The following is an 18,634-nucleotide window of genomic DNA, read 5'->3' as shown; positions in this document are numbered from 1 at the left end:
GACGACAGCGATGGCGACGAACGTGGGCGTGACCAGCATCGACACCGAGGCGGCGCGCGCCGAGCTGAACCCCGAGCCGACCATCGGCAAGCTCATCTCGGACGCCACCACCGAGATGAAGTCGATCGTCCGCGACGAGATCGCCCTGGCGAAGAGCGAGATCAAGGCCGACGCCATCAAGGCGGGGATCGGTGGGGCCGCGCTCGCGGTCGCCGGGTTGCTCTCGCTCTACGCCCTGGTCCTGCTGTTCTTCGGCTGCGTCTACCTGCTGAACATCGTGCTGCCGCTGTGGGTCAGCTTCCTCGTCATGGGCGGCTTCCTGCTCCTCATCGCCGGCGTCCTCGGCCTCGTCGCCAAGTCGGCGCTGACCAAGATCAAGGGCAAGCCGGAGCGCACCATCCGCAACGCCCAGGAGACCGTGGCCGCCGTCAAGCAGGGCGCCGGCGCCGGGAGCCAGGCCGAGACCACCGCCTGACGCCCTCCTCGCCTCCCCCTCCGCAGCCCGACCACCTGTCCCGCCCCGTGCCGGCTGACGTCGCCAGCGTGCTGGTCGACGGCCCCTGGCAGCACCGGCTGGTGTCGGCCAACGGGGCCCGCTTCCACGTCGCCGAACTCGGCGAGGGTCCGCTCGTGCTCCTCCTGCACGGCTTCCCGCAGTTCTGGTGGGCGTGGCGCGACCAGCTCCCCGCGCTCGCCGACGCGGGCTACCGGGCGGCGGCCATGGACCTGCGCGGGTTCGGGGCCTCCGACAAGCCGCCCCGCGGCTACGACACCTTCACCCTGGCCGCCGACGCCGCGAGCGTCGTCCGGTCGCTCGGCGCGTCCTCGGCCGTCGTCGTCGGACACGGCATGGGCGCCTGGATCGCTTGGTCGATGCCGTCGATGCAGCCCGACGTCACCCGCGCCATTGCCACGTTGGCCATGCCGCACCCGTTGGCGCTGCGCCGCGCAGGCGCGGTCCTGCACCCGCGCCAGCTGCGCAGCCACACCCGCCTCGCCGGGCTGCAGCGCCCCTCCGTGCCCGAGCGGCAGATGACCCGCGACAGCCGGTATGTCGCGCGCCTCCTGCGCGGCTGGTCGGCACCCGGGTCGGGCTGGCCCCCCGGTGACGTGGTGCAGCGGTATGCCGACGCGATGGCCCTGCCCTTCGTCGCCCACTCCGCGGCGGAGTACTACCGGTGGGTCGTGCGCAGCCAGTGGCGCTCGGACGGCCGGCGCTTCCGCAACCGGCTGGCCCGGACGATCGGCGTGCCGGTCCTGCACGTGCGCGGCGGGGTCGACCGGGCCGTGGCCCGCGGCTCCGGTGGGGGCTCGGACCGGTTCGTCAGCGGGCCGTTCGAGGAGCACGTGCTCGACGGCGTCGGTCACTTCGTGCACGAGGAGGCGCCCGACGCGGTGAACGGGCTGCTGCTGCCCTGGCTCGACCGGCTTCCCTGATCGGTCAGTGGCCGGCGAGCTCGGTGCACGAGCCGGTGGAGACCGGCTGGGTGGCGGCCGCGGCCTTCACCAGGACCGGGCGGGTCTCGGCCAGGGTCAGCGCGTAGCCGGTGTGCGGGTCGTCGAGCGACTTGGCGAAGACGGTGCCGACGACCTGGCCGCTCGGCGAGAGCAGCGGCCCGCCGGAGTTGCCCGGCTGGACGCGTGCGTTGAGCGAGTAGACCTGGCGCTCGACGCCGGGGTTGCCGTAGATGTCGGCCCCCCGCGCGTCGATGGTAGCGCGCACGCGGGCCGCGTCGAGCTCGTAGGGCCCGTTGAGGGGGAAGCCGGCGACCACGGCGCTGTCCCCGTGCGTGAGCCCGCCACCCGTGGGCAGCGGCCGGGCCGGCAGCCCCGGCACGGCGAGGACCGCGATGTCGCGCTCGGGGTCGAAGAGCACCACCGTCGCCGGGTAGCTCTGCCCCACCCCGCCGACCCGGACCATCGGGTGCGGCACGCCGGCGACGACGTGGGCGTTGGTCACGACCCGGTCGTGCGCCGCGACCCAGCCGCTGCCCTCCTGGCCGCGGTCACAGGCGCTGGCGACCCCGGTCACCTTGACGATGGAGCTCGCGGCGGCGGCGATGCCGCGGCCCTGCACCACACCCGGGTCGGGCGGGGCCACGGGCCGGATCGGCTCGGCGCGCACCCCGGTGAAGACCCGCGGGAAGCCGTGCCGGTCGAGCACCTCCTGCACGCCGGCGAAGAGGCGCCCCGCCTCGGGGGGCATCACCCGGTCGATGGTCTGCAGCACCCGGGACCCGGAGATGGCACGGGCCGCCGGTGTGGGCAACGCGCCCCGGGCCGCCCCGGCCACGAACCACACCAGCGCCGCGACCACGACGACCGAGGCCGCCAGCCCGAGCACGGAGTCCAGCGTGCGAGCCGGCCGGGAGCGCACGAGGGAGCGCAGCCGGCTGCCGATCGCCAGCCCGACCCCCTGGCCGAAGGCCGCCACGACGAACGTGCCGACGACCAGCGCGATGGCCTGCAGCACGTCGTGCCCGCTGGTGAAGGACCACTGCCGGAACAGCCCGGGCAGCAACCACAGCGCAAGGAAACCGCCGCCGAGGAAGCCGGCGAGCGATAGGGCGCCGGCGACCAGGCCGGTCCGGTAACCGGAGACGGCATACCCGATCAGCGCGAGGACCAGGATGATGTCGAGGACGTTGGCCCCGCTCATCGCCACCCTCCCTCACTGGCCGCGCGCCCGGTCGCGCCCGTGTTCACCATGGCAACGTCCTCACCACGGCAAGGGTGTCATCGCCGCCCGGAACCGGACAGGAAGCGCGCCGGGAGAGGGCGACGACGTGAGTGGTCCCACGGCCGTTCGAGCCCGGCCAGCTCCAGCGTCTTGGCGAGGAGGCCGGCCGTGAACCCCCACACCAGCAGGCCCTCGACGTCGAAGGCCGGGCCGACGTAGCCGCTCGGGTGCGTCACGGTGAACCGGTGCTCGGGGTCGGTGAGCTGGTCGAGGGAGGCCCGCACCACGCGCGCCACCTCCCGGGCGTCGACCACGCCCAGCGGGTGCGGCTGGCTCCACCAGGCGATCACCGGCGTGACCACGAAGTTGCTCGGCGGCAGGTAGAGGGCGGGCAGCTCGGTGACGATCTCGACGCCCTCCTCGCTGAGCCCGACCTCCTCGCGGGCCTCCCGCAGCGCCGCGGAGACCGGCCCGGCGTCACCGGGGTCGAGGGAGCCGCCGGGGAAGGCGACCTGACCGGCGTGCGAGCGCAGGTCGGCCGAGCGCTCGGTGAGCACGACGTCCTGACCCCCGTCCGCGGCGGGGCCGAACAGCATGAGCACCGCCGACTGGCGGCCGCCCTCCTGCGGTGGCAGGAACCGGCTGAACCAGCTCGGCGGGACGTCGCTGACCGATTCCTGCAGGCGGTGCATCCACTCGGGCGGAGCGGCCGCGCCGCTCCTGTCACCCTCGCGGCTCATCGGGCGCCGTTCACGGCGCGTCCGACGCCGGCCCACCCTTGACCAGCTTGGCGGCCTTCACGGGATCGGTCTCGCCGATGCCGTAGGAGGGGCACCAGCGGGCGACCGGGCAGGCCCCGCAGGCCGGCTTGCGTGAGTGGCAGACCCGTCGGCCGTGGAAGATCAGGACGTGGGACAGCATCGTCCAGTCCTTCTTGGGAAAGAGGGCCCCGACCTCCTGCTCCACCTTGACCGGGTCCTCCTCAGCGGTCCAGCCGAAGCGACGGGCCAGCCGGCCGAAGTGGGTGTCGACCGTGATGCCGGGGATCCCGTAGGCGTTGCCCAGCACGACGTTGCCGGTCTTGCGGCCGACCCCCGGCAGGGTGACCAGGTCCGCGAGCTTGCGGGGGACCTCACCGTCGAAGCGCTCCTGCAGCGCCATGCCGAGCTTGATCAGGCTGTTGGTCTTGGCACGGTAGAACCCGGTCGACTGGATGATCCCCTCGAGCTCGGCCCGGTCGGCGCCGGCATAGTCGGCGGCGGTGCGGTACTTGGCGAACAGGATCGGCGTCACCATGTTGACCCGCACGTCCGTCGTCTGGGCCGACAGCACGGTGGCCACGAGCAGCTCCAGCGGCGTGGTGAAGTCGAGCTCGCAGTGGGCGTCGGGGTGCCGCTCGTGCAGCACGCGGTACATCTTCCGCGCACGGCGGGTGAGCGCGACCGGGCTCTCGCCGTCGGTCGGGGCGGACGGCGCGGAAGGAGTCACTGGCACGGTCCAAGGTTAGACGTCGCCCCCGACCGCCCCTCGCCTCGACATGGCACACTGTCGGCCGTGGACAACGACGTGCTGAGAAGAGCGCCCCTGTTCGCCGCACTGGACGACGAGGCCGTTGCTGACCTGCTCAAGTCCATGACCAGCACCCGCATGGAGCGCGGCGACGTGCTCTTCCACGAGGGCGACCGGGGGGACCGCCTCTACGTGATCGGCGAGGGCAAGATCAAGCTCGGACGCCGCTCCAACGACGGCCGCGAGAACCTCGTGGCGATCCTCGGCCCGGGCGAGATGTTCGGCGAGCTCAGCCTCTTCGACCCGGGCCCGCGCAGCACCACGGCCACCGCCATCGCCGAGACCGAGATGGTGGCTCTTGGCAACGAGGACCTGCAGACCTTCCTGCGCGGCCGCCCCGAGGTGGCCGCCACCATGCTGGCGGCGCTCGCCAAGCGGCTGCGCCGCACCAACGACACGCTCTCGGACCTGGTCTTCACCGACGTCCCCGGCCGCGTGGCCAAGGCGCTGCTGGACCTCTCGGACCGGTTCGGCCGACCGGTCGACGGCGGGGTGCTGGTGCCGCACGACCTCACCCAGGAGGAACTCGCCCAGCTCGTGGGTGCCTCCCGCGAGACGGTCAACAAGGCGCTCGCCGACTTCGCCTCGCGCGGGTGGCTCAAGCTGGAGGCGCGCGCCGTGCTGCTGCACGACGTCGAGCGCCTGCAGCGCCGCGCGCGCTGACGTCTCGGGGCCGCCCCGTCCGGCCTTGAGCTGAGACGGCGCCCGGCGCTCCGTCAGCGGGTCACAGCGGTGAACTGTCGAGGATCTTCCCGTTGTGCTGGTCCACGATGACGATGAGGTCGCCCCGGTCGGTGCCGGTGATGGCGACCTGCCACACCGGCTGTCCGTCCTTGGTCCAGTCGGTGACGCTCTCGTAGGTCCCCCCGAACCGCTCGATCGCGATGGACACCGCCTTCTTGCCGCTGATCCAGCCGGGGGAGATCGCTGTCGCGGTGGGAGTGTAGGGCCCTGTCGTCTTGTACTCCTGCGCGCACCCCGACAGCAGCGCCGTGGACGCCACCGCCCCGAGCACGAGCGTGACCACCATTCGCCGACCTGTCACCGTCGCCTCCTCGCCGCTCGCCATGGCCCCACCGTGCTCCCGGGCGGGCACGTTCGCAACCGGCGGTCAGCCACGCTCCCGCAGGTAGTCGAGCTGCGCGAGCACGCTGAGCCGGGCGGCCGGCCAGACCTCACGCGGCACGTCGGCGTAGACCCGCTCGACCACCGCGTCGGCCACGTCGTCGGCCCCCGCTGCCCCGTCGGCGAGCGCGGCCCGCACCTGCTCCAGCCGCTCCTTGCGGTGCTCGAGGTAGTAGCGCACCGTGCCGGCGGCGTCCGGCACGGTCGGCCCGTGCCCGGGCAGGATCGCGGTCGCTCCCCCGTCCCGCGCCGGATCGGTGAGCCGGGCGATCCGCTCCAGTGAGTCGAGGTATGCCGAGAGCTCGCCATCCGGCCACGCCACCACCGTGGTGCCCCGCCCCAGGACGGTGTCCCCGGTGAGCAGGACGCCGTCGGCGGGGAGCAGGAAGGACACCGAGTCCCCCGTGTGGCCGGGCGTCGCGACGACGCCGACCTCGAGCCCGGCGGCCCGCACCGTGTCCCCCTCGGTGAGGTCGTCGTGCCCCGGGCCGATCGCCCGCACCGGTGCCCCGGTGAGCTCGGCGAAGCGCTGCGCCGACTCCGCGTGGTCCCAGTGATGGTGCGTCAAGAGGGTCAGCTCCACGCGGGCGCCCCGCCCCTCGACGTCCTGCAGGACTCGCGCCAGGTGGCCCTCGTCCAGCGGGCCCGGGTCGACGACGACGCAGCGGTCCGAACCGGGCTCGGACAGCACCCACGTGTTGGTGCCGTCCAGCGTCATCGGGCCCGGGTTCGGGCACAGCACGCACGTGGCACGCGCGGTGACCTGACCGCCCTCCCAGGCGGTCGGCATACCGGAGGAGAGGCTCACGGCTGGTCCTGCGGGGGCAGGGCACAGCGGAGCATGATCCCCGCGTCCGTGCGCGCGAGCTCGGGCATGATCGGTTCGACGCGGGGGCGCTGGGCCAGGAACGCCGCCGCGGAGGAGGCCGCGGCGACCTGCTCGACCGCCACGATCGTCGGCGGCAGCATGAGCGCCTCGCCCGCCGCCTGCTGATCCAGCAGCGTCCGGGGGTCGGTCCACGCCGCGTGGTCGGCCTCGGTGGACAGGTCGTCGGCGACCTGCCCCTCGGGCAGCAGCGCCACGAAGAAGTGGGTGTCGTAGCGTCGCGGCTCGAACTCGGGCGTGATCCAGTGGGCGTGCGGCCGCAACAGGTCCGAGCGCAGCACCAGGCCGCGCCGGATGAGCAGCTGGGCGAAGGACTGCTCCCGCGCGAGCAGTCCCTCCCGCTCACCGTGCCACTCCCGGCCGGTCACGTCGCTGATGACCGTGTCGGCGTTCGGGCCGGCGAGCAGGACGCCGCACTCCTCGAAGACCTCACGCACCGCGGCGACGACCAGCTCCCGCGCGGAGGCCTCGTCGGTGTCCAGCTCACGCGCCCACTGCTGCGGCGACGGGCCGGCCCACGGCAACTCGACGTCGGCGTCACGGGCGTCCACGCCACCGCCCGGGAAGACCATCATCCGGGGCGCGAACGCCATCGTGGCGACCCGGCGCAGCATGAACACCTCGACCGGTGACCGGCGCGCCGTCGCCTCCGTGGAGGGGCGGCTGTCCCGCACCACCAGCACCGTCGAGGCGCGGCGGGGGGTCACCACCTCGGTCACGCGGCCGGCGAACCACTCCTCGGCGAGGTCACCGAGCCCGCTGACCGGGAAGTCGCGGGTCGTCGCGCTGATGGCTCAGTCCTCGACGGCCACGACGATCTCGACCTCGACGGGCGAGTTCATCGGCAGCACCGCGACGCCGACGGCCGACCGGGCGTGAGCGCCCTTGTCGCCGAAGACCTTGCCGAGCAGTTCGCTGGCGCCGTTGATGACGCCGGGCTGGCCGGTGAAGGACGGGTCGCTCGCGACGAAGCCGACGACCTTGACGACCTGGGCCACCTTGTCGAGGTCGCCCACGACGCCCTTGACGGCAGCGATCGCGTTGAGGGCGCAGGTCTGCGCCAGTTCCTTGGCCTGCTCGGGGGCCACCAGGCCTTCGCCCTCGCCGACCTTGCCGGTGGCGGGCAGCTCACCGTCGGTCAGCGGCAGCTGCCCGGAGGTGTGGACCAGGTTGCCCTGGCGCAGCGCCGGGACGTAGGCCGCGACGGGCTTGGCGACAGTGGGAACCTGCAGGCCGAGCTCGGCCAGGCGGTCTTCGACGGTGCTCATGCTCAGCTCTCCTTGGTCAGTCGCGGGGCCGCTTGAGGTAGGCGACGAGGCTGGTGCCGTCCGGGCCGGGCACGACCTGGACCAGCTCCCAGCCGTCTTCGCCCCACTGGTCGAGGATCTGCTTGGTGGCGTGCACGATCAGCGGCACGGTTGCGTATTCCCACTTCGTCATACGGCGCACTCTAGCGATCGGCCCCACCCCGCAAATCTCGGGACATTCCCGCCGATCTAGGGACATTCCCGCCGATCTAGGGAGTTTCCGGGGCGGAAAGTCCCGAGATCGCGCGGAAAGTCTCGAGATCGGCGTGACGGGGGAGGTCAGCGGGTCGGGTCGAACGGCCGCAGCTCGGCCGGCGCCCGGCCCGTGGTCATGTACTCCGCCAGCAGCTGGCCCGTGATCGGGCCCTGGGTGATGCCCCACATCCCGTGGCCGCCGGCGGTCCACACGCCGGGCGCGTGGGTCGGGCCGATGAGCGGCAGGTTGTCGGCGGTGACCGGCCGGCCGCCGACCCAGGAGTCCTTGCGGTCGTCCAGGTCCACGCCGGTCAGGAGCGGTCGGGCGGCGCGGACCATGGCGTCGATCCGCTCGATGTGCAGCACGTCGTCGGCGTCGCCGATCTCCATCGTCCCGCCGATCCGCAGCCGGTCGGCGATCGGCGTGCACGCGACCCGCTCCTGCGGGAAGTACACGGGGCACGGCACCGGCGGCTGCTCCACCCGGGCGCTGAACGAGTAGCCGCGCCCGGCCACCAGACGCACGCGCACGCCATACGGGCGAGCGAGCTCGGGCAACCAGGCACCCGTGGCGAGGACGACCGCGTCACCGCGCACCGGCTCGCCGGAGACCATCTCCACGGTCACGCCGCCCGGCCCGTGCCGCAGCGCGCGCACGTTGTAGCCGAGCAGCATCCGGCCCCCGCGGTTCTCCACGGACTTCGCGAGCGCGTCGGCGAACTCGCCGGGGTTGAGGTAGCGCTGCCCGCCGATGCGGATCGCCTTCTCCACCGACGGCGACACGATGGGCAGCTCGGCCCGCAGCGTGGCGTTGTCGACCGCCTCGATCGCCAGCTCGAGCCCCGCCTCGCGGACCAGGTCGATCTCACGCTCCAGTGCGGCGGCGTCCTCGGCCCGACGGAAGGCGGCCATGATCGGCGCCTCGTGGGTCTGCGCGCTCACCCCGCCCTCGGTCAGGGCGTCGTAGGCGCCGATCGCCTTCTCGTTGACCGGGACGAAGGCCGCCATCGCCTTGCGCCACTCCTTCATCGTGCAGCGGCGAGCGAAGCCGAGCATGAAGCCGAGCAGCTGCGGGTCGGGCGTCGGCGGCACGTACAGCGGGGAGTCGGGGTCGAACATCGCCTTCATGCCGTAGCGCAGCACCGACGGCTCGGCCAAGGGGATCGCCAGCCCCGGCGAGATCCACCCGGCGTTGCCCCACGAGGAACCGGCCGCGACACCCGAACGGTCGAGGACGGTCACCTCCACCCCGCGCTCCTGCAGGAACCACGCCGTCGACAAGCCGACCATGCCGGCCCCCACCACGACGACGTGAGCCGGGCCCTGGCCCGACTCTGCCCGAACCGGATTCGACGACATCGGCACGCTGCTCCTTGTCCCCGGCGCGACTCCGTTGTCGCACACTGTGCGCGACGCTACCAGCGGATCACTAGCCTTTCGACGTGGTACAAAACAGCGGCCCAGCCCTCCTTTCCGGGCCTCCGGACCGCCCCGCCCCGCCGCCGGACCGCACCGTTTCCTATGGTCCCGATCCGGCGCAGGTGTATGACGTGCGCTTGCCTCCCAGCGGCGACGTCGCAGGAGCCGCGAGGAAAGGCAGTGACCCGCTCGGGACGACCGTGGTGGTCGTGCACGGCGGCTTCTGGAAGGCGGCGTGGGACCGTCAGCACGCCGCCGCCCAGGCGGCGGCATTCGCGCGCGCGGGGTTCGCCGTCGCCGTGGTGGAGTACCGCCGGGTCGGCATGGCCGGTGGCGGCTGGCCGGGCACCTTCGACGACATCCGGGCGGCGTTGGCGGCGGTGCGCCGCGACCCGGAGCTGCCGGAGCGCACCGTCCTCGTCGGCCACTCGGCCGGGGGCCACCTCGCGGTGTGGCTGCTGCACCAGGTCGAGGGCGCCGGGGTCGTCGGCGCCGTCTCCCTGGCCGGCTGCGTCGACCTCACCCTCACCGCGGACCTGCACCTTGGAGACGACGCCGCCCGAGCGCTGATGGGCGGTCCGCCGCCGGCCAGGCTCCCGCACGACCGGGCCGGGGACTCGCGCAGCGACGAGCGCTATGCCCTCGCCGACCCGGCCCGGCTCGCCCCTCCCCCGGCGCCCGTCCGCCTCGTCCACGGCCTGCTCGACGAGGCCGTCCCCATCAGCGTGAGCCGGGCCTACCGCGACACCTGTGAACGGCGGGGCCGCCAGGTGCCACTGACCGGCATACCGGGAGCTGGCCACTTCGAGCTGGTCGACCCGGAGCACCCGGCGTTCCAGCAGGTGCTGGAGGCCGTGCGCTCGCTCGCAGCGAGCCACCCCACCGGCGCCGATTAGGCTCGCGTCATGAGTTCCGGCGACTGGCCCGACGTCCGGCTGCACGTCGTGACGGGCAAGGGCGGGACCGGCAAGACGACCGTCGCCGCGGCGCTCGCCCTGGCCCTCGCCGAGCGCGGCCAGCGGGTGCTGCTCGTGGAGGTCGAGGGCCGGCAGGGCATCGCCCAGCTGCTCGACGTGGATCCCCTGCCGGACCGCGAGGTCCGGATCACCCGGACCGCCGAGGGCGGCGAGCTGTGGGGGCTGGCCGTCGACGCCAAGGCGGCGCTGATGGAGTACCTGCAGTCGTTCTACAAGCTCGGCCGCGCCGGCGGGGTCCTGGAGAAGTTCGGCGCCGTCGACTTCGCGACGACCATCGCCCCCGGCGTGCGGGACGTCCTGCTCATCGGCAAGGTCTACGAGGCCGCGCGCCGCGCGCAGGCGCCGACGTCGCGCCACGGCGGCCCGGTGCACGACGCGGTCGTCCTCGACGCGCCTCCGACCGGGCGGATCGGGCGGTTCCTCGGCGTCGGCACCGAGGTCGCCGGCTTGGCCAAGGTCGGGCCGATCCACAAGCAGGCCCAGTCGATCACCCGGCTGCTGCGGTCCTCGCGCTGCGCGGTGCACCTGGTCACCGTGCCGGAGGAGATGCCGGTGCAGGAGACGATCGACGCGGTCGCCGAGCTGCACGAGCAGCGGCTGCCGATCGGCGGCATCGTCGTCAACCAGGTGCGCGACCACGACCAGACCGAGGCGGCGCTGGCCACCGTCGCGCCGGACGGGAGCGAGTCGCTCAGCGACGAGGACCTCGCCACCGACCTCAAGAGCGCCGGGCTGCGCACCGGGCCGACGCTCGTCGGCGGTCTCCGCCGGGAGGCCGCCGACCTCGCCGCCCGGGCGCTGCTGGAACAGCAGGAGCTGGACCGGGTCCTGCAGCTCGGGCGCCCCACCTATGAGCTGCCGCTGCTGCCCGAGGGAGTCGAGGCCGGCGAGGTGCGGTTCTTCGCCCGCGTGCTCGCCGAGGAGGGGATGGCGTGATGCCCCGGACCCGTGCCGCCGCGCCCACCACCCCGGCTCTGGACATCGATGAGCTGATCGCCGACCCCGCCACCCACATCGTGGTCTGCTGCGGCTCCGGTGGGGTCGGCAAGACGACCACCGCCGCGGCGATCGCGCTGCGAGGCGCCGAGGCCGGCCGGCGGGTCGTCGTGCTCACCATCGACCCCGCCCGGCGCCTCGCGCAGGCGCTCGGGCTGGAGGAGCTGGACAACACCCCGCGCCCGGTCGAGCTGCCGGGGCCGGCGGGGGGCTCGCTCGACGCGATGATGCTCGACATGAAGCGCACCTTCGACGAGGTGGTGCAGGCGCACGCCGCCCCGGACAAGGCCGAGCAGATCCTGGCCAACCCCTTCTACCAGGCGGTGTCGAGCTCCTTCGCGGGCACGCAGGAGTACATGGCGATGGAGCGGCTCGGGCAGCTGCACGCCCAGCGCCGGGACGGCGCCGACGGGGCCCCGACGTGGGATCTCATCGTCGTCGACACGCCCCCGTCGCGCTCGGCGCTGGACTTCCTCGACGCCCCGCAGCGGCTCGGGTCGTTCCTCGACGGCCGCTTCGTGCGGTTGCTGAGCGCGCCCGCGCGAGCCGGGGGCCGGGCATACCTGAAGGTGTTCAGCGCCGGGGTGAACGTGGTGACCAACACCCTCACCAAGGTGCTCGGCGGCCAGCTGCTGCGCGACGTGCAGACCTTCGTCGCCGCGCTGGACACCGTCTTCGGCGGCTTCCGCAAGCGGGCGGACCAGACCTATGCGCTGCTGCAGCAGAACGGCACAGCCTTCGTGGTCGTCGCCGTCCCCGAGCACGACGCGCTGCGGGAGGCCGCGTACTTCGTCGACCGGCTCGACGAGGACGGGATGCCCCTCGCCGGCCTCGTCCTCAACCGGGTCCGGGTGCCCGCGGTTCCGAGCCTGAGCGCCGGGAGGGCGCTCGCGGCCGCCGAAGCGTTGGAGGAGCTGGAACCGTCGGACACCTCTGCGACCACCGGGGTCACCGCTGCCCTGTTGCGGTTGCACGCCGACCTGGCCCAGGCCGCTGCCCGTCATCAGGCGCTGGCCCGTCGCTTCAGCTCGGCCCACCCCGGGGTGCCGGTGGTGCAGGTGCCGGCGGCCGCGGAGGACATCCACGACCTGACTGGCCTGCGTTCCATGGGCGCCGCCCTCGCGGGCGGCGACTGACCGGCGCGCCAGCTCCCCAGTCGACGCGCCGGCCAGCCGCTCTCAGGCCGACTTGGCCTGCTGCCGGGCGCGGTGGGCGATGAACAGCTCCCGCCACGACCGGACATCGGGACGACGCTTGAGCAGGGCTCGGCGTTCCCGCTCAGTCATACCACCCCAGACCCCGAATTCCGTCTGGTGGTCCAAGGCATCTGCCAAGCACTCCGCGATGACCGGGCAGCCCCGGCAGATGAGCTTGGCCTGCTGCTGGGCAGCACCCTTGACGAACAGTGCGTCGGGCTCGACCTGCCGGCACTTGGCCAACTCGGTCCAGTCCTCGACCCATCCCACGCTGGCGCCCGTCGGCCGCGACGCACGCCCCTGTCCCGAGTCGATGATGGTCACGGAACCTCCCCTTAGGTCCGAGCAAGCTCGCCCTTGAACTTGCTTTCTTTACCAAGTCTTGAACGTAGACTTACCGTTCCTTGGGGGGAATGACCCGTTCGGATGGTTTCGGTCAAGGGTGTGTGACTAGTCACACACCACCCGCAGGCCCTCCCGTGACCCACCGGCGTCGGCTCGGCGCTGCCGGGAGGAGGTCTTCTTGCCGGTTAGGCTGGTGTATATGCAGCGTTTTGCCGCCAAGTTCGCCAACGTCCTGAGCCTCTTCGGGGCGTTCGTCGCGACCGCGGTCGTCATGGGCCTGCTCGGCGCGGGCCTGTTGATCCCCGGGGTGGGGGCCATGGGGATGACCGCACGGCAGGGCGTGCACCTGTTCGACTCCCTGCCCAGCCAGTTCCAGAGCGACCCGCTGTCGCAGCAGTCCAAGATCGTCGCCGCCGACGGCACGGTGGTCGCCACGCCGTATGACGAGAACCGGGTCATCGTGCCCCTGTCGAAGATCTCCCAGGCGATGCAGGACGCCCAGGTGGCGATCGAGGACGCACGGTTCTTCCAGCACGGCGGACTGGACCCCAAGGGCGTGGCGCGGGCGCTGGCGTCGAACCTGGTCAACAGCAGCACCCAGGGCGCGTCGACGCTGACCCAGCAGTACGTCAAGATCTCGCTGGAGGAGAACGCGCTGCGCAACGGCAACCAGCAGGCTGCCCAGGAGGCCACGGTCCGGCACGGCGTCGCGGGCTACGCCCGCAAGCTGCAGGAGCTGAAGTACGCCGTCGCCCTCGAGAAGAAGATGAGCAAGGACCAGATCCTGCAGGGCTACCTCAACCTCGTCTACTACGGCGACCAGGCCTACGGCGTCGAGGCGGCGGCGCGACACTACTTCGGCGTCCACGCCAGCCAGCTCGACATCCCGCAGGCCGCCATGCTGGCCGGCATCGTCAACCGGCCCGGAGTCACGGACCCGATCCACAACCCGCAGGCGGCGCTGCAGCGGCGCAACGTGGTCCTCGACAAGATGTACCAGCACCACTTCATCGACAAGCAGCAGTGGAAGAAGGCCAAGAAGACGCCCGTCACGCTGCACGTGACCCAGCGCAAGAGCACGTGCGCGGCCTCGAAGTTCCCCTACTTCTGCACCTACGTGATGACGTGGCTGGAGCAGCAGCCAGCACTCGGCGCCACCGTCGCCCAGCGGATCGACAAGATCAACCGCGGTGGCCTGACGATCAAGACCTCACTGGACCCCAAGCTGCAGGAGCACGCCCTCAAGTCCATCACGCAGAAGGTGCCGATCGGCAACAAGTACGACGTCGCCGGGGCCGCCGTGGTCATCCAGCCGGGCACCGGACACGTCCTCGCGGCGGCCCAGGGCACGAAGTTCTCCAACAAGAACCAGCCGGGCAACACCTCGGTCAACTACTCCGTCGACGCGCAGTACGGCAGCTCCGGCGGCTTCCAGTTCGGGTCGACGGCCAAGACGTTTGCCGTCGTCACGGCGCTGAAGCAGGGCATGTCGATCCACAGCAACGTCTACGCCCGCCCGGCGAGCGCCTCGCAGGCCGCCACGTTCACCAGCTCCGACCTCCCGGGCCCGTGCGGCCTCGGGGCCGGGCAGTCCTACCCCGTCTTCAACGACGAGGGCACGACGATCGGCAACATGTCACTGCTCACCGCGACGGCGAAGTCGGTCAACACCGCCTTCGTCGGCCTGGACGGCAAGCTCGGGCTGTGCAACGTGCGCAACACGATGACCCAGCTGGGCCTGCACCAGTCGAACGGCCAGAAGATCGACCACTTGGTCGCGCCGATCGCCCTGGGCGCGAACCCGGTCTCCCCGATGGCGCTGGCCAACGCCTACGCGACCATCGCCTCCGGTGGCAAGCGCTGCGACCCGGTGCCGGTGCTCTCGGTCACCGGCCCGGACGGCAAGAAGCTCGGCATCCAGAAGGGCACCTGCAAGCAGGTCCTCGACCCGCAGGTGGCGGCCGGAACCACGGCGATCCTCAAGCACGTGCTCACCGACGACGGGGCCACCGCCAAGGGCGTGCACCTCACCGGGCACCGGCCGGCCGCCGGCAAGACCGGCACCGCGGACTACGGCAACGAGACCTGGTTCGTGGGCTACACCCCGCAGCTGGCCTCGGCCGTCTGGGTCGGCACGCCGAACGACAACAGCCTGCACATGCGCGACATCACGCTCGGCGGGAAGTTCTACAAGGGGCAGGTCTTCGGCTCGACCATCGCCGCACCCCTGTGGGCCGACATCATGAGCTACGCCTCCAAGGGGATGCCGGTCCAGCAGTTCGAGGAGCCGAGCACCAAGATCAAGTACGGCGAGAACATCCCCGTGCCGGATGTCACGGGCATGACCGTCGACGAGGCCAAGAAGGCCATCAGCGACCGTGGGCTCACGCCGTCGGTGGGCAGCCAGGTGTACTCGAACTACCCGCAGGGCACGGTGGCGTGGAGCAGCCCCGGCGCCGGGGCCAACGTCAAGTCGGGTGACACGGTGACGATCTACCCGTCCACGGGCTACGTCCCGACGCCGACGCAGACGCCCACCCCGACCCAGACGCCGTCGCCGACGCAGACCTCATCGCCGAGCCCGAGCTCGACGCAGACGTCGTCGCCCTCGCCCACCAAGCCCAAGCACACCAAGACCAAGCCGCCCAAGCCCTCGAAGACCAAGCCGCCCAAGAAGGGCTGACCCGCGTCAGTCAGTGCTGGAGGGCCGCCTTCACGGCGGCCGCGACCCGGCCGCCCGCTGCCCGGCCGGCCACGAGCGGCTGGACGGTCTTCATGACCTTGCCCATGTCCGGCATACCGCTGGCACCGCTGTCGGCGACCGCCCGGATGACGAGCTGCTCCAACTCCTCGTCGGACAGCTGGGCGGGCAGGTAACCCTCGAGCACGGCGAGTTCCGAGCGCTCACGCTCGGCGAGCTCGCCGCGCCCAGCGTCGTCGTAGGCCGACGCGGCCTCGCGGCGCTTCTTCGCCTCCTTGGTGAGCACCTTGAGCACCTCGTCGTCGGAGAGCGTGCGGGCCTGCTTGCCGGCGACCTCCTCGGTGGTGACGGCGGCCAGAGCCATCCGCAGCGTGGCCGAACGGACCTGGTCGCGTTCACGGATCGCGGTGTGCAGGTCCTGCTGGAGGGTGGACTTGAGGCTGGCGTCGGTCATGGCGGACAGTGTCCCACCGCGGCGCACCCGTCTCGTCTGGGAGACTGAGCGCGATGCGCACTCTCACCTCACTCGCGCTGGGCGCGGTCGCGGCTGCCGCCGGGGGGATCGGCTACGCCTCCCTCATCGAGCGGAACGCCTTCACGCTGCGACGCTGGACGCTGCCCGTGCTGCCCGCGGGTGCGCCGCCGCTGCGGGTGCTGCACGTGACCGACCTGCACCTCGTGCCGCGGCAGCGCCGCAAGATCGAGTGGGTGCGCGGCCTGGCCGCGCTCGAGCCGGACTTCGTCGTGAACACGGGCGACAACCTCGCCGACGAGGAGGCGGTGCCCTTCGTCGTCGACGCCTTCGAGCCGCTCCTGGAGCTGCCGGGCATGTTCGTCATGGGGTCGAACGACTACTTCGGCCCGGTCATGAAGAACCCGCTGCGCTACGTCGACCGGAGCCACAAGCGCGGCTCGGCCACCGGGGCGCGACGGCTGCCGACCGATGACCTGGTCAAGGCCTTCCTCGACGCCGGCTGGCAGGACCTCGACAACCACCGCGGCCGGCTCGTGGTGCGTGGCCTCGACCTGGAGCTGGTGGGGGTGGACGACCCGCACGTGCAGTTCGACCGCTACGCGCAGGTCGCCGGGCCGGCCGACCCGTCAGCCGCGCTGACGCTGGGAGTGGTGCACGCGCCATACCAGCGGGTGCTCGACGCGATGACGGCCGACGGCGCGGGGTTGGTGATCGCCGGGCACACGCACGGCGGGCAGCTGTGCCTACCGTTCTACGGGGCGCTCGTGACCAACTGTGACCTGCCGACCGACCGGGCCAAGGGCGTCTCGCGCTGGTGGCCCGGGGCAGACGGCGCGCCGAGTTCCGCGGCGCCCGCCGACGCCGCCTGGATGGAGGTCTCCGCCGGGTTGGGGACGTCCCCGTATGCCCCCGTGCGGTTCGCCTGCCGTCCCGAGGCCTCGCTGCTCACGCTCGTCCCCCGCGGCTGACTTCTCCTGCCCCGATCATTGTGGCGAAATGGTCGCCCCAGCAGCCAGAACGCCACAATGATCAGGGGCGACGATCGGCACGCTGGACGGTCGGCGGACCCGATTCGGTGCTGGCGGGGGTGCTCGGCTATCCTCGGTTGTCGCCGGTTCCGCCGATGCGGGCGGCACAGCCACGGGGTGTGGCGCAGCTTGGTAGCGCGCTTCGTTCGGGACGAAGAGGTCGCAGGTTCAAATCCTGTCACCCCGACATCGAGGAAGGCCGTCCGATCTGCGCAAGCGGGCCGGGCGGCCTTCTGCGTCCTTCATCCGGCCGTGGGACCTGTCGGTTACCTCGGCGTTGCCTCGATCGAGTATCCGGTCACCCGGAACGTCGCCTCGGTCCGTCGATTTCCTTCGGGAACGCGTAAGCGTGGAAAGCCGCATATCGCCGTCTGACGGCAACGTGGACGCTAGGTTTCCGCTCATCGCCGACCATCGGGGGAAAAATGATACGGATCGCGACCCGACGGATACCCCTGCCTGTCAAAAAGGGTCTCGACTGGGTGATGGGAACGGCCATTGCGGCCCTGCCCGGCACACAGTCGGTCGTGCTGACCCTGCCCAGCGCCGGATCGCGATCACCATGGTGCACGGTCGATCTGCTCTTTGGTGACGTCACCAGGGCCACCGGCATGCCAGGGCCACTGCGCGCCCTGTACGTGCCCGACAGTGGCGAGGACCGGCGCCCTTGGGCCCTCGGTCTGTACGGCCTGTGCCGCTTGGAGCTCGACGGTGACCGACCCACGGTGGTGGAGGTGATCCGGCAGGGTTTCGACCGCTACTCGTCGACTCTGGTCAGCTACGACGCCGAGGTCCTGGCCCTCGGTCAGTGGCTGCGCGACTCGGTCGTGCTCCTCTCGGCGCACGACGGCTCGCGGATCAAACGAATGCGCGTGAGCGCCAGGCATGCGTACCGCCTCCCGGACGGCCTGCTGCGGATGGTCTCGTTCCACAATGGGATAGCGAGAGATGTCGACACGAGCCGCCACCGCGTCGTTCGCCGGCATCGGCTGCCGCACGGGAAGGGCTCGTGCTTGGTCGGCGACGCCCTCGCCGCGCTGGTCGGCGAGCCACAGCCGCTGCAGGTGTTCACGCCGTCCGGCGCCGAGGACGCCGACTTCCCCGGGGGGTGGGAGGTCGCCGGCAATGAGCTCATTATCTTCGACGCGGTCACTCTGGAAGTGCGGCACCGGGGCAGCGCCCCCGCTCAGGCCGTCGAAGTGCTCGGCGAGGACGAGGCCGGCCGACTCGTCCTGAGCACACGGCGCGGCCTTCGGCTGCTCGCGCCGCCCACGTTCGCCGAGGTCGGGCGCGTCGAACTGGACCAGAAGATCTGGGCGGCTGGCATGGTGCCGGGCCACAACCTGGCGGCGATCGTGCCGGACGAGGGCGAGCAGGACGGTCTCTTGGCGCTGCGCTGGTGACCGGCCACGGGGGCCCATTCAGACGTGACGGTGCCGGTCCTTCTTCCCGGGCCCAGATTCGGCTCATGATCCGTGGGTAGCGTCGAGCGGATGACCGGTCCCTCCACATCGAGCCACGTGAACGAAGGCCCCAAGGGTCGCCCGGGCTCGCCCGTCCCGACCGCTGCCGTCCCGGACGGTCAGGACCCGGCCCGGTGGCGGGCCCTCAGCGTCTGCCTCGTCGCCGGCTTCATGACCCTGATGGACGTCTCGATCGTCAACGTCGCGCTGCCGTCGATCAGCTCCGGCCTGCATGCCAGCACGAGCGACCTCCAGTGGATCCTGTCCGGTTA

At 71.9% G+C, this 18,634-nt stretch carries 21 protein-coding genes and 1 tRNA gene; 11 read left to right on the top strand and 11 right to left on the bottom strand.

Features of this window, described 5'->3' with window-relative positions:
* Positions 1-10 precede the first annotated feature (10 nt).
* Together VFL99_RS01720 and VFL99_RS01715 are read left to right on the top strand one after the other, a co-directional pair.
* Positions 11-475, top strand: coding sequence for a phage holin family protein (locus tag VFL99_RS01720; RefSeq protein ID WP_325104590.1), 465 nt, complete (start codon positions 11-13; stop codon positions 473-475).
* A 47-nt stretch (positions 476-522) separates the two neighbouring features.
* Complete coding sequence (locus VFL99_RS01715) at positions 523-1,437, top strand: alpha/beta fold hydrolase (RefSeq protein WP_325104589.1); 915 nt, start codon at positions 523-525, stop codon at positions 1,435-1,437.
* 4 nt (positions 1,438-1,441) lie between these two features.
* Here VFL99_RS01715 and VFL99_RS01710 read toward each other — a convergent pair whose 3' ends face one another.
* The 3 genes from VFL99_RS01710 to nth form a co-directional block, all read right to left on the bottom strand.
* On the bottom strand, positions 1,442-2,659 hold the full coding sequence (locus VFL99_RS01710) for a MarP family serine protease (protein WP_325104588.1): 1,218 nt from the start codon (positions 2,657-2,659) through the stop codon (positions 1,442-1,444).
* Positions 2,660-2,736: 77 nt separating this feature from the next.
* Complete coding sequence (locus VFL99_RS01705; RefSeq protein ID WP_325104587.1) at positions 2,737-3,420, bottom strand: NUDIX hydrolase; 684 nt, start codon at positions 3,418-3,420, stop codon at positions 2,737-2,739.
* 10 nt (positions 3,421-3,430) lie between these two features.
* Positions 3,431-4,096: an endonuclease III gene (gene nth, locus VFL99_RS01700; protein ID WP_325104601.1), complete on the bottom strand. Its 666-nt coding sequence runs from the start codon at positions 4,094-4,096 to the stop codon at positions 3,431-3,433.
* Positions 4,097-4,234: 138 nt separating this feature from the next.
* Here nth and VFL99_RS01695 point away from each other — a divergent pair, with 138 nt between their 5' ends.
* Complete coding sequence (locus tag VFL99_RS01695) at positions 4,235-4,912, top strand: Crp/Fnr family transcriptional regulator (RefSeq protein ID WP_325104586.1); 678 nt, start codon at positions 4,235-4,237, stop codon at positions 4,910-4,912.
* 61 nt (positions 4,913-4,973) lie between these two features.
* Here the strand turns inward: VFL99_RS01695 and VFL99_RS01690 are convergent, their stop codons facing one another.
* From VFL99_RS01690 to VFL99_RS01665, 6 genes are all read right to left on the bottom strand, one after another.
* On the bottom strand, positions 4,974-5,318 hold the full coding sequence (locus VFL99_RS01690; RefSeq protein ID WP_325104585.1) for a PepSY domain-containing protein: 345 nt from the start codon (positions 5,316-5,318) through the stop codon (positions 4,974-4,976).
* 42 nt (positions 5,319-5,360) lie between these two features.
* The gene (locus VFL99_RS01685) at positions 5,361-6,164 is read right to left on the bottom strand and encodes an MBL fold metallo-hydrolase (RefSeq protein WP_325104600.1); all 804 of its coding nucleotides are present in this window, start codon (positions 6,162-6,164) and stop codon (positions 5,361-5,363) included.
* A gap of 14 nt (positions 6,165-6,178) precedes the next feature.
* Entirely contained in the window at positions 6,179-6,979 is an 801-nt protein-coding gene (locus tag VFL99_RS01680) for an NUDIX hydrolase (RefSeq protein ID WP_325104584.1), read from the bottom strand.
* Positions 6,980-7,054: 75 nt separating this feature from the next.
* The gene (locus VFL99_RS01675) at positions 7,055-7,528 is read right to left on the bottom strand and encodes a RidA family protein (protein ID WP_325104583.1); all 474 of its coding nucleotides are present in this window, start codon (positions 7,526-7,528) and stop codon (positions 7,055-7,057) included.
* Between the two features lie 16 nt (positions 7,529-7,544).
* Positions 7,545-7,700 (bottom strand): DUF4177 domain-containing protein, encoded by a 156-nt coding sequence (locus VFL99_RS01670; RefSeq protein ID WP_325104582.1) that lies wholly within the window; start codon positions 7,698-7,700, stop codon positions 7,545-7,547.
* 146 nt (positions 7,701-7,846) lie between these two features.
* A complete protein-coding gene (locus tag VFL99_RS01665) occupies positions 7,847-9,121 on the bottom strand; it encodes an NAD(P)/FAD-dependent oxidoreductase (RefSeq protein WP_325104581.1) in 1,275 nt (424 codons plus the stop codon).
* Positions 9,122-9,312: 191 nt separating this feature from the next.
* Between VFL99_RS01665 and VFL99_RS01660 the strand changes: the two genes are divergently transcribed.
* From VFL99_RS01660 to VFL99_RS01650, 3 genes are read left to right on the top strand one after another with little or no spacing between them, the layout of a single operon-like run.
* Positions 9,313-10,077, top strand: a complete 765-nt coding sequence (locus VFL99_RS01660; protein WP_325104580.1) for an alpha/beta hydrolase — start codon at positions 9,313-9,315, stop codon at positions 10,075-10,077.
* 9 nt (positions 10,078-10,086) lie between these two features.
* Positions 10,087-11,094, top strand: coding sequence for an ArsA-related P-loop ATPase (locus tag VFL99_RS01655; protein ID WP_325104579.1), 1,008 nt, complete (start codon positions 10,087-10,089; stop codon positions 11,092-11,094).
* Positions 11,094-12,290 (top strand): ArsA family ATPase, encoded by a 1,197-nt coding sequence (locus VFL99_RS01650; RefSeq protein WP_325104578.1) that lies wholly within the window; start codon positions 11,094-11,096, stop codon positions 12,288-12,290. The genes VFL99_RS01655 and VFL99_RS01650 overlap by 1 nt, the downstream gene beginning before the upstream one ends.
* A gap of 42 nt (positions 12,291-12,332) precedes the next feature.
* Here VFL99_RS01650 and VFL99_RS01645 read toward each other — a convergent pair whose 3' ends face one another.
* Complete coding sequence (locus VFL99_RS01645) at positions 12,333-12,665, bottom strand: WhiB family transcriptional regulator (RefSeq protein WP_462283429.1); 333 nt, start codon at positions 12,663-12,665, stop codon at positions 12,333-12,335.
* Positions 12,666-12,894: 229 nt separating this feature from the next.
* Here VFL99_RS01645 and VFL99_RS01640 point away from each other — a divergent pair, with 229 nt between their 5' ends.
* Positions 12,895-15,378, top strand: coding sequence for a penicillin-binding protein (locus VFL99_RS01640; protein ID WP_325104577.1), 2,484 nt, complete (start codon positions 12,895-12,897; stop codon positions 15,376-15,378).
* A 10-nt stretch (positions 15,379-15,388) separates the two neighbouring features.
* On the opposite strand, the gene VFL99_RS01635 is transcribed toward VFL99_RS01640, so the two are convergent.
* Positions 15,389-15,850 carry a GatB/YqeY domain-containing protein gene (locus tag VFL99_RS01635; protein ID WP_325104576.1) on the bottom strand — a complete coding sequence of 154 codons (462 nt, stop codon included), beginning with the start codon at positions 15,848-15,850 and terminating at the stop codon, positions 15,389-15,391.
* Between the two features lie 53 nt (positions 15,851-15,903).
* Here VFL99_RS01635 and VFL99_RS01630 point away from each other — a divergent pair, with 53 nt between their 5' ends.
* The 4 genes from VFL99_RS01630 to VFL99_RS01615 all read left to right on the top strand — a co-directional run.
* Positions 15,904-16,839 (top strand): metallophosphoesterase, encoded by a 936-nt coding sequence (locus tag VFL99_RS01630; protein WP_325104575.1) that lies wholly within the window; start codon positions 15,904-15,906, stop codon positions 16,837-16,839.
* 173 nt (positions 16,840-17,012) lie between these two features.
* Positions 17,013-17,086: transfer RNA gene (locus VFL99_RS01625), tRNA-Pro, on the top strand.
* Positions 17,087-17,324: 238 nt separating this feature from the next.
* Positions 17,325-18,302, top strand: a complete 978-nt coding sequence (locus VFL99_RS01620) for a hypothetical protein (RefSeq protein ID WP_325104574.1) — start codon at positions 17,325-17,327, stop codon at positions 18,300-18,302.
* A gap of 90 nt (positions 18,303-18,392) precedes the next feature.
* Positions 18,393-18,634: MFS transporter (locus VFL99_RS01615; protein WP_414713700.1), on the top strand; the 242-nt coding region annotated here is incomplete at its 3' end.

The organism is Segeticoccus sp. (genome assembly GCF_035708005.1).
Note: the sequence above shows the minus strand (reverse complement) of the source record. Positions and strands in the feature narration are given on the sequence as shown.

Coding starts and splice junctions, on each gene's coding strand:
- VFL99_RS01720 (WP_325104590.1), top strand. CDS start 11: ATGGCGACGAACGTGGGCGTGACCAGCATCGACACCGAGGCGGCGCGC.
- VFL99_RS01710 (WP_325104588.1), bottom strand. CDS start 2,659: ATGAGCGGGGCCAACGTCCTCGACATCATCCTGGTCCTCGCGCTGATC.
- VFL99_RS01705 (WP_325104587.1), bottom strand. CDS start 3,420: ATGAGCCGCGAGGGTGACAGGAGCGGCGCGGCCGCTCCGCCCGAGTGG.
- nth (WP_325104601.1), bottom strand. CDS start 4,096: ATGTACCGCGTGCTGCACGAGCGGCACCCCGACGCCCACTGCGAGCTC.
- VFL99_RS01690 (WP_325104585.1), bottom strand. CDS start 5,318: ATGGCGAGCGGCGAGGAGGCGACGGTGACAGGTCGGCGAATGGTGGTC.
- VFL99_RS01685 (WP_325104600.1), bottom strand. CDS start 6,164: ATGCCGACCGCCTGGGAGGGCGGTCAGGTCACCGCGCGTGCCACGTGC.
- VFL99_RS01675 (WP_325104583.1), bottom strand. CDS start 7,528: ATGAGCACCGTCGAAGACCGCCTGGCCGAGCTCGGCCTGCAGGTTCCC.
- VFL99_RS01670 (WP_325104582.1), bottom strand. CDS start 7,700: ATGACGAAGTGGGAATACGCAACCGTGCCGCTGATCGTGCACGCCACC.
- VFL99_RS01665 (WP_325104581.1), bottom strand. CDS start 9,121: ATGTCGTCGAATCCGGTTCGGGCAGAGTCGGGCCAGGGCCCGGCTCAC.
- VFL99_RS01655 (WP_325104579.1), top strand. CDS start 10,087: ATGAGTTCCGGCGACTGGCCCGACGTCCGGCTGCACGTCGTGACGGGC.
- VFL99_RS01650 (WP_325104578.1), top strand. CDS start 11,094: ATGCCCCGGACCCGTGCCGCCGCGCCCACCACCCCGGCTCTGGACATC.
- VFL99_RS01640 (WP_325104577.1), top strand. CDS start 12,895: ATGCAGCGTTTTGCCGCCAAGTTCGCCAACGTCCTGAGCCTCTTCGGG.
- VFL99_RS01635 (WP_325104576.1), bottom strand. CDS start 15,850: ATGACCGACGCCAGCCTCAAGTCCACCCTCCAGCAGGACCTGCACACC.
- VFL99_RS01630 (WP_325104575.1), top strand. CDS start 15,904: ATGCGCACTCTCACCTCACTCGCGCTGGGCGCGGTCGCGGCTGCCGCC.
- VFL99_RS01620 (WP_325104574.1), top strand. CDS start 17,325: ATGATACGGATCGCGACCCGACGGATACCCCTGCCTGTCAAAAAGGGT.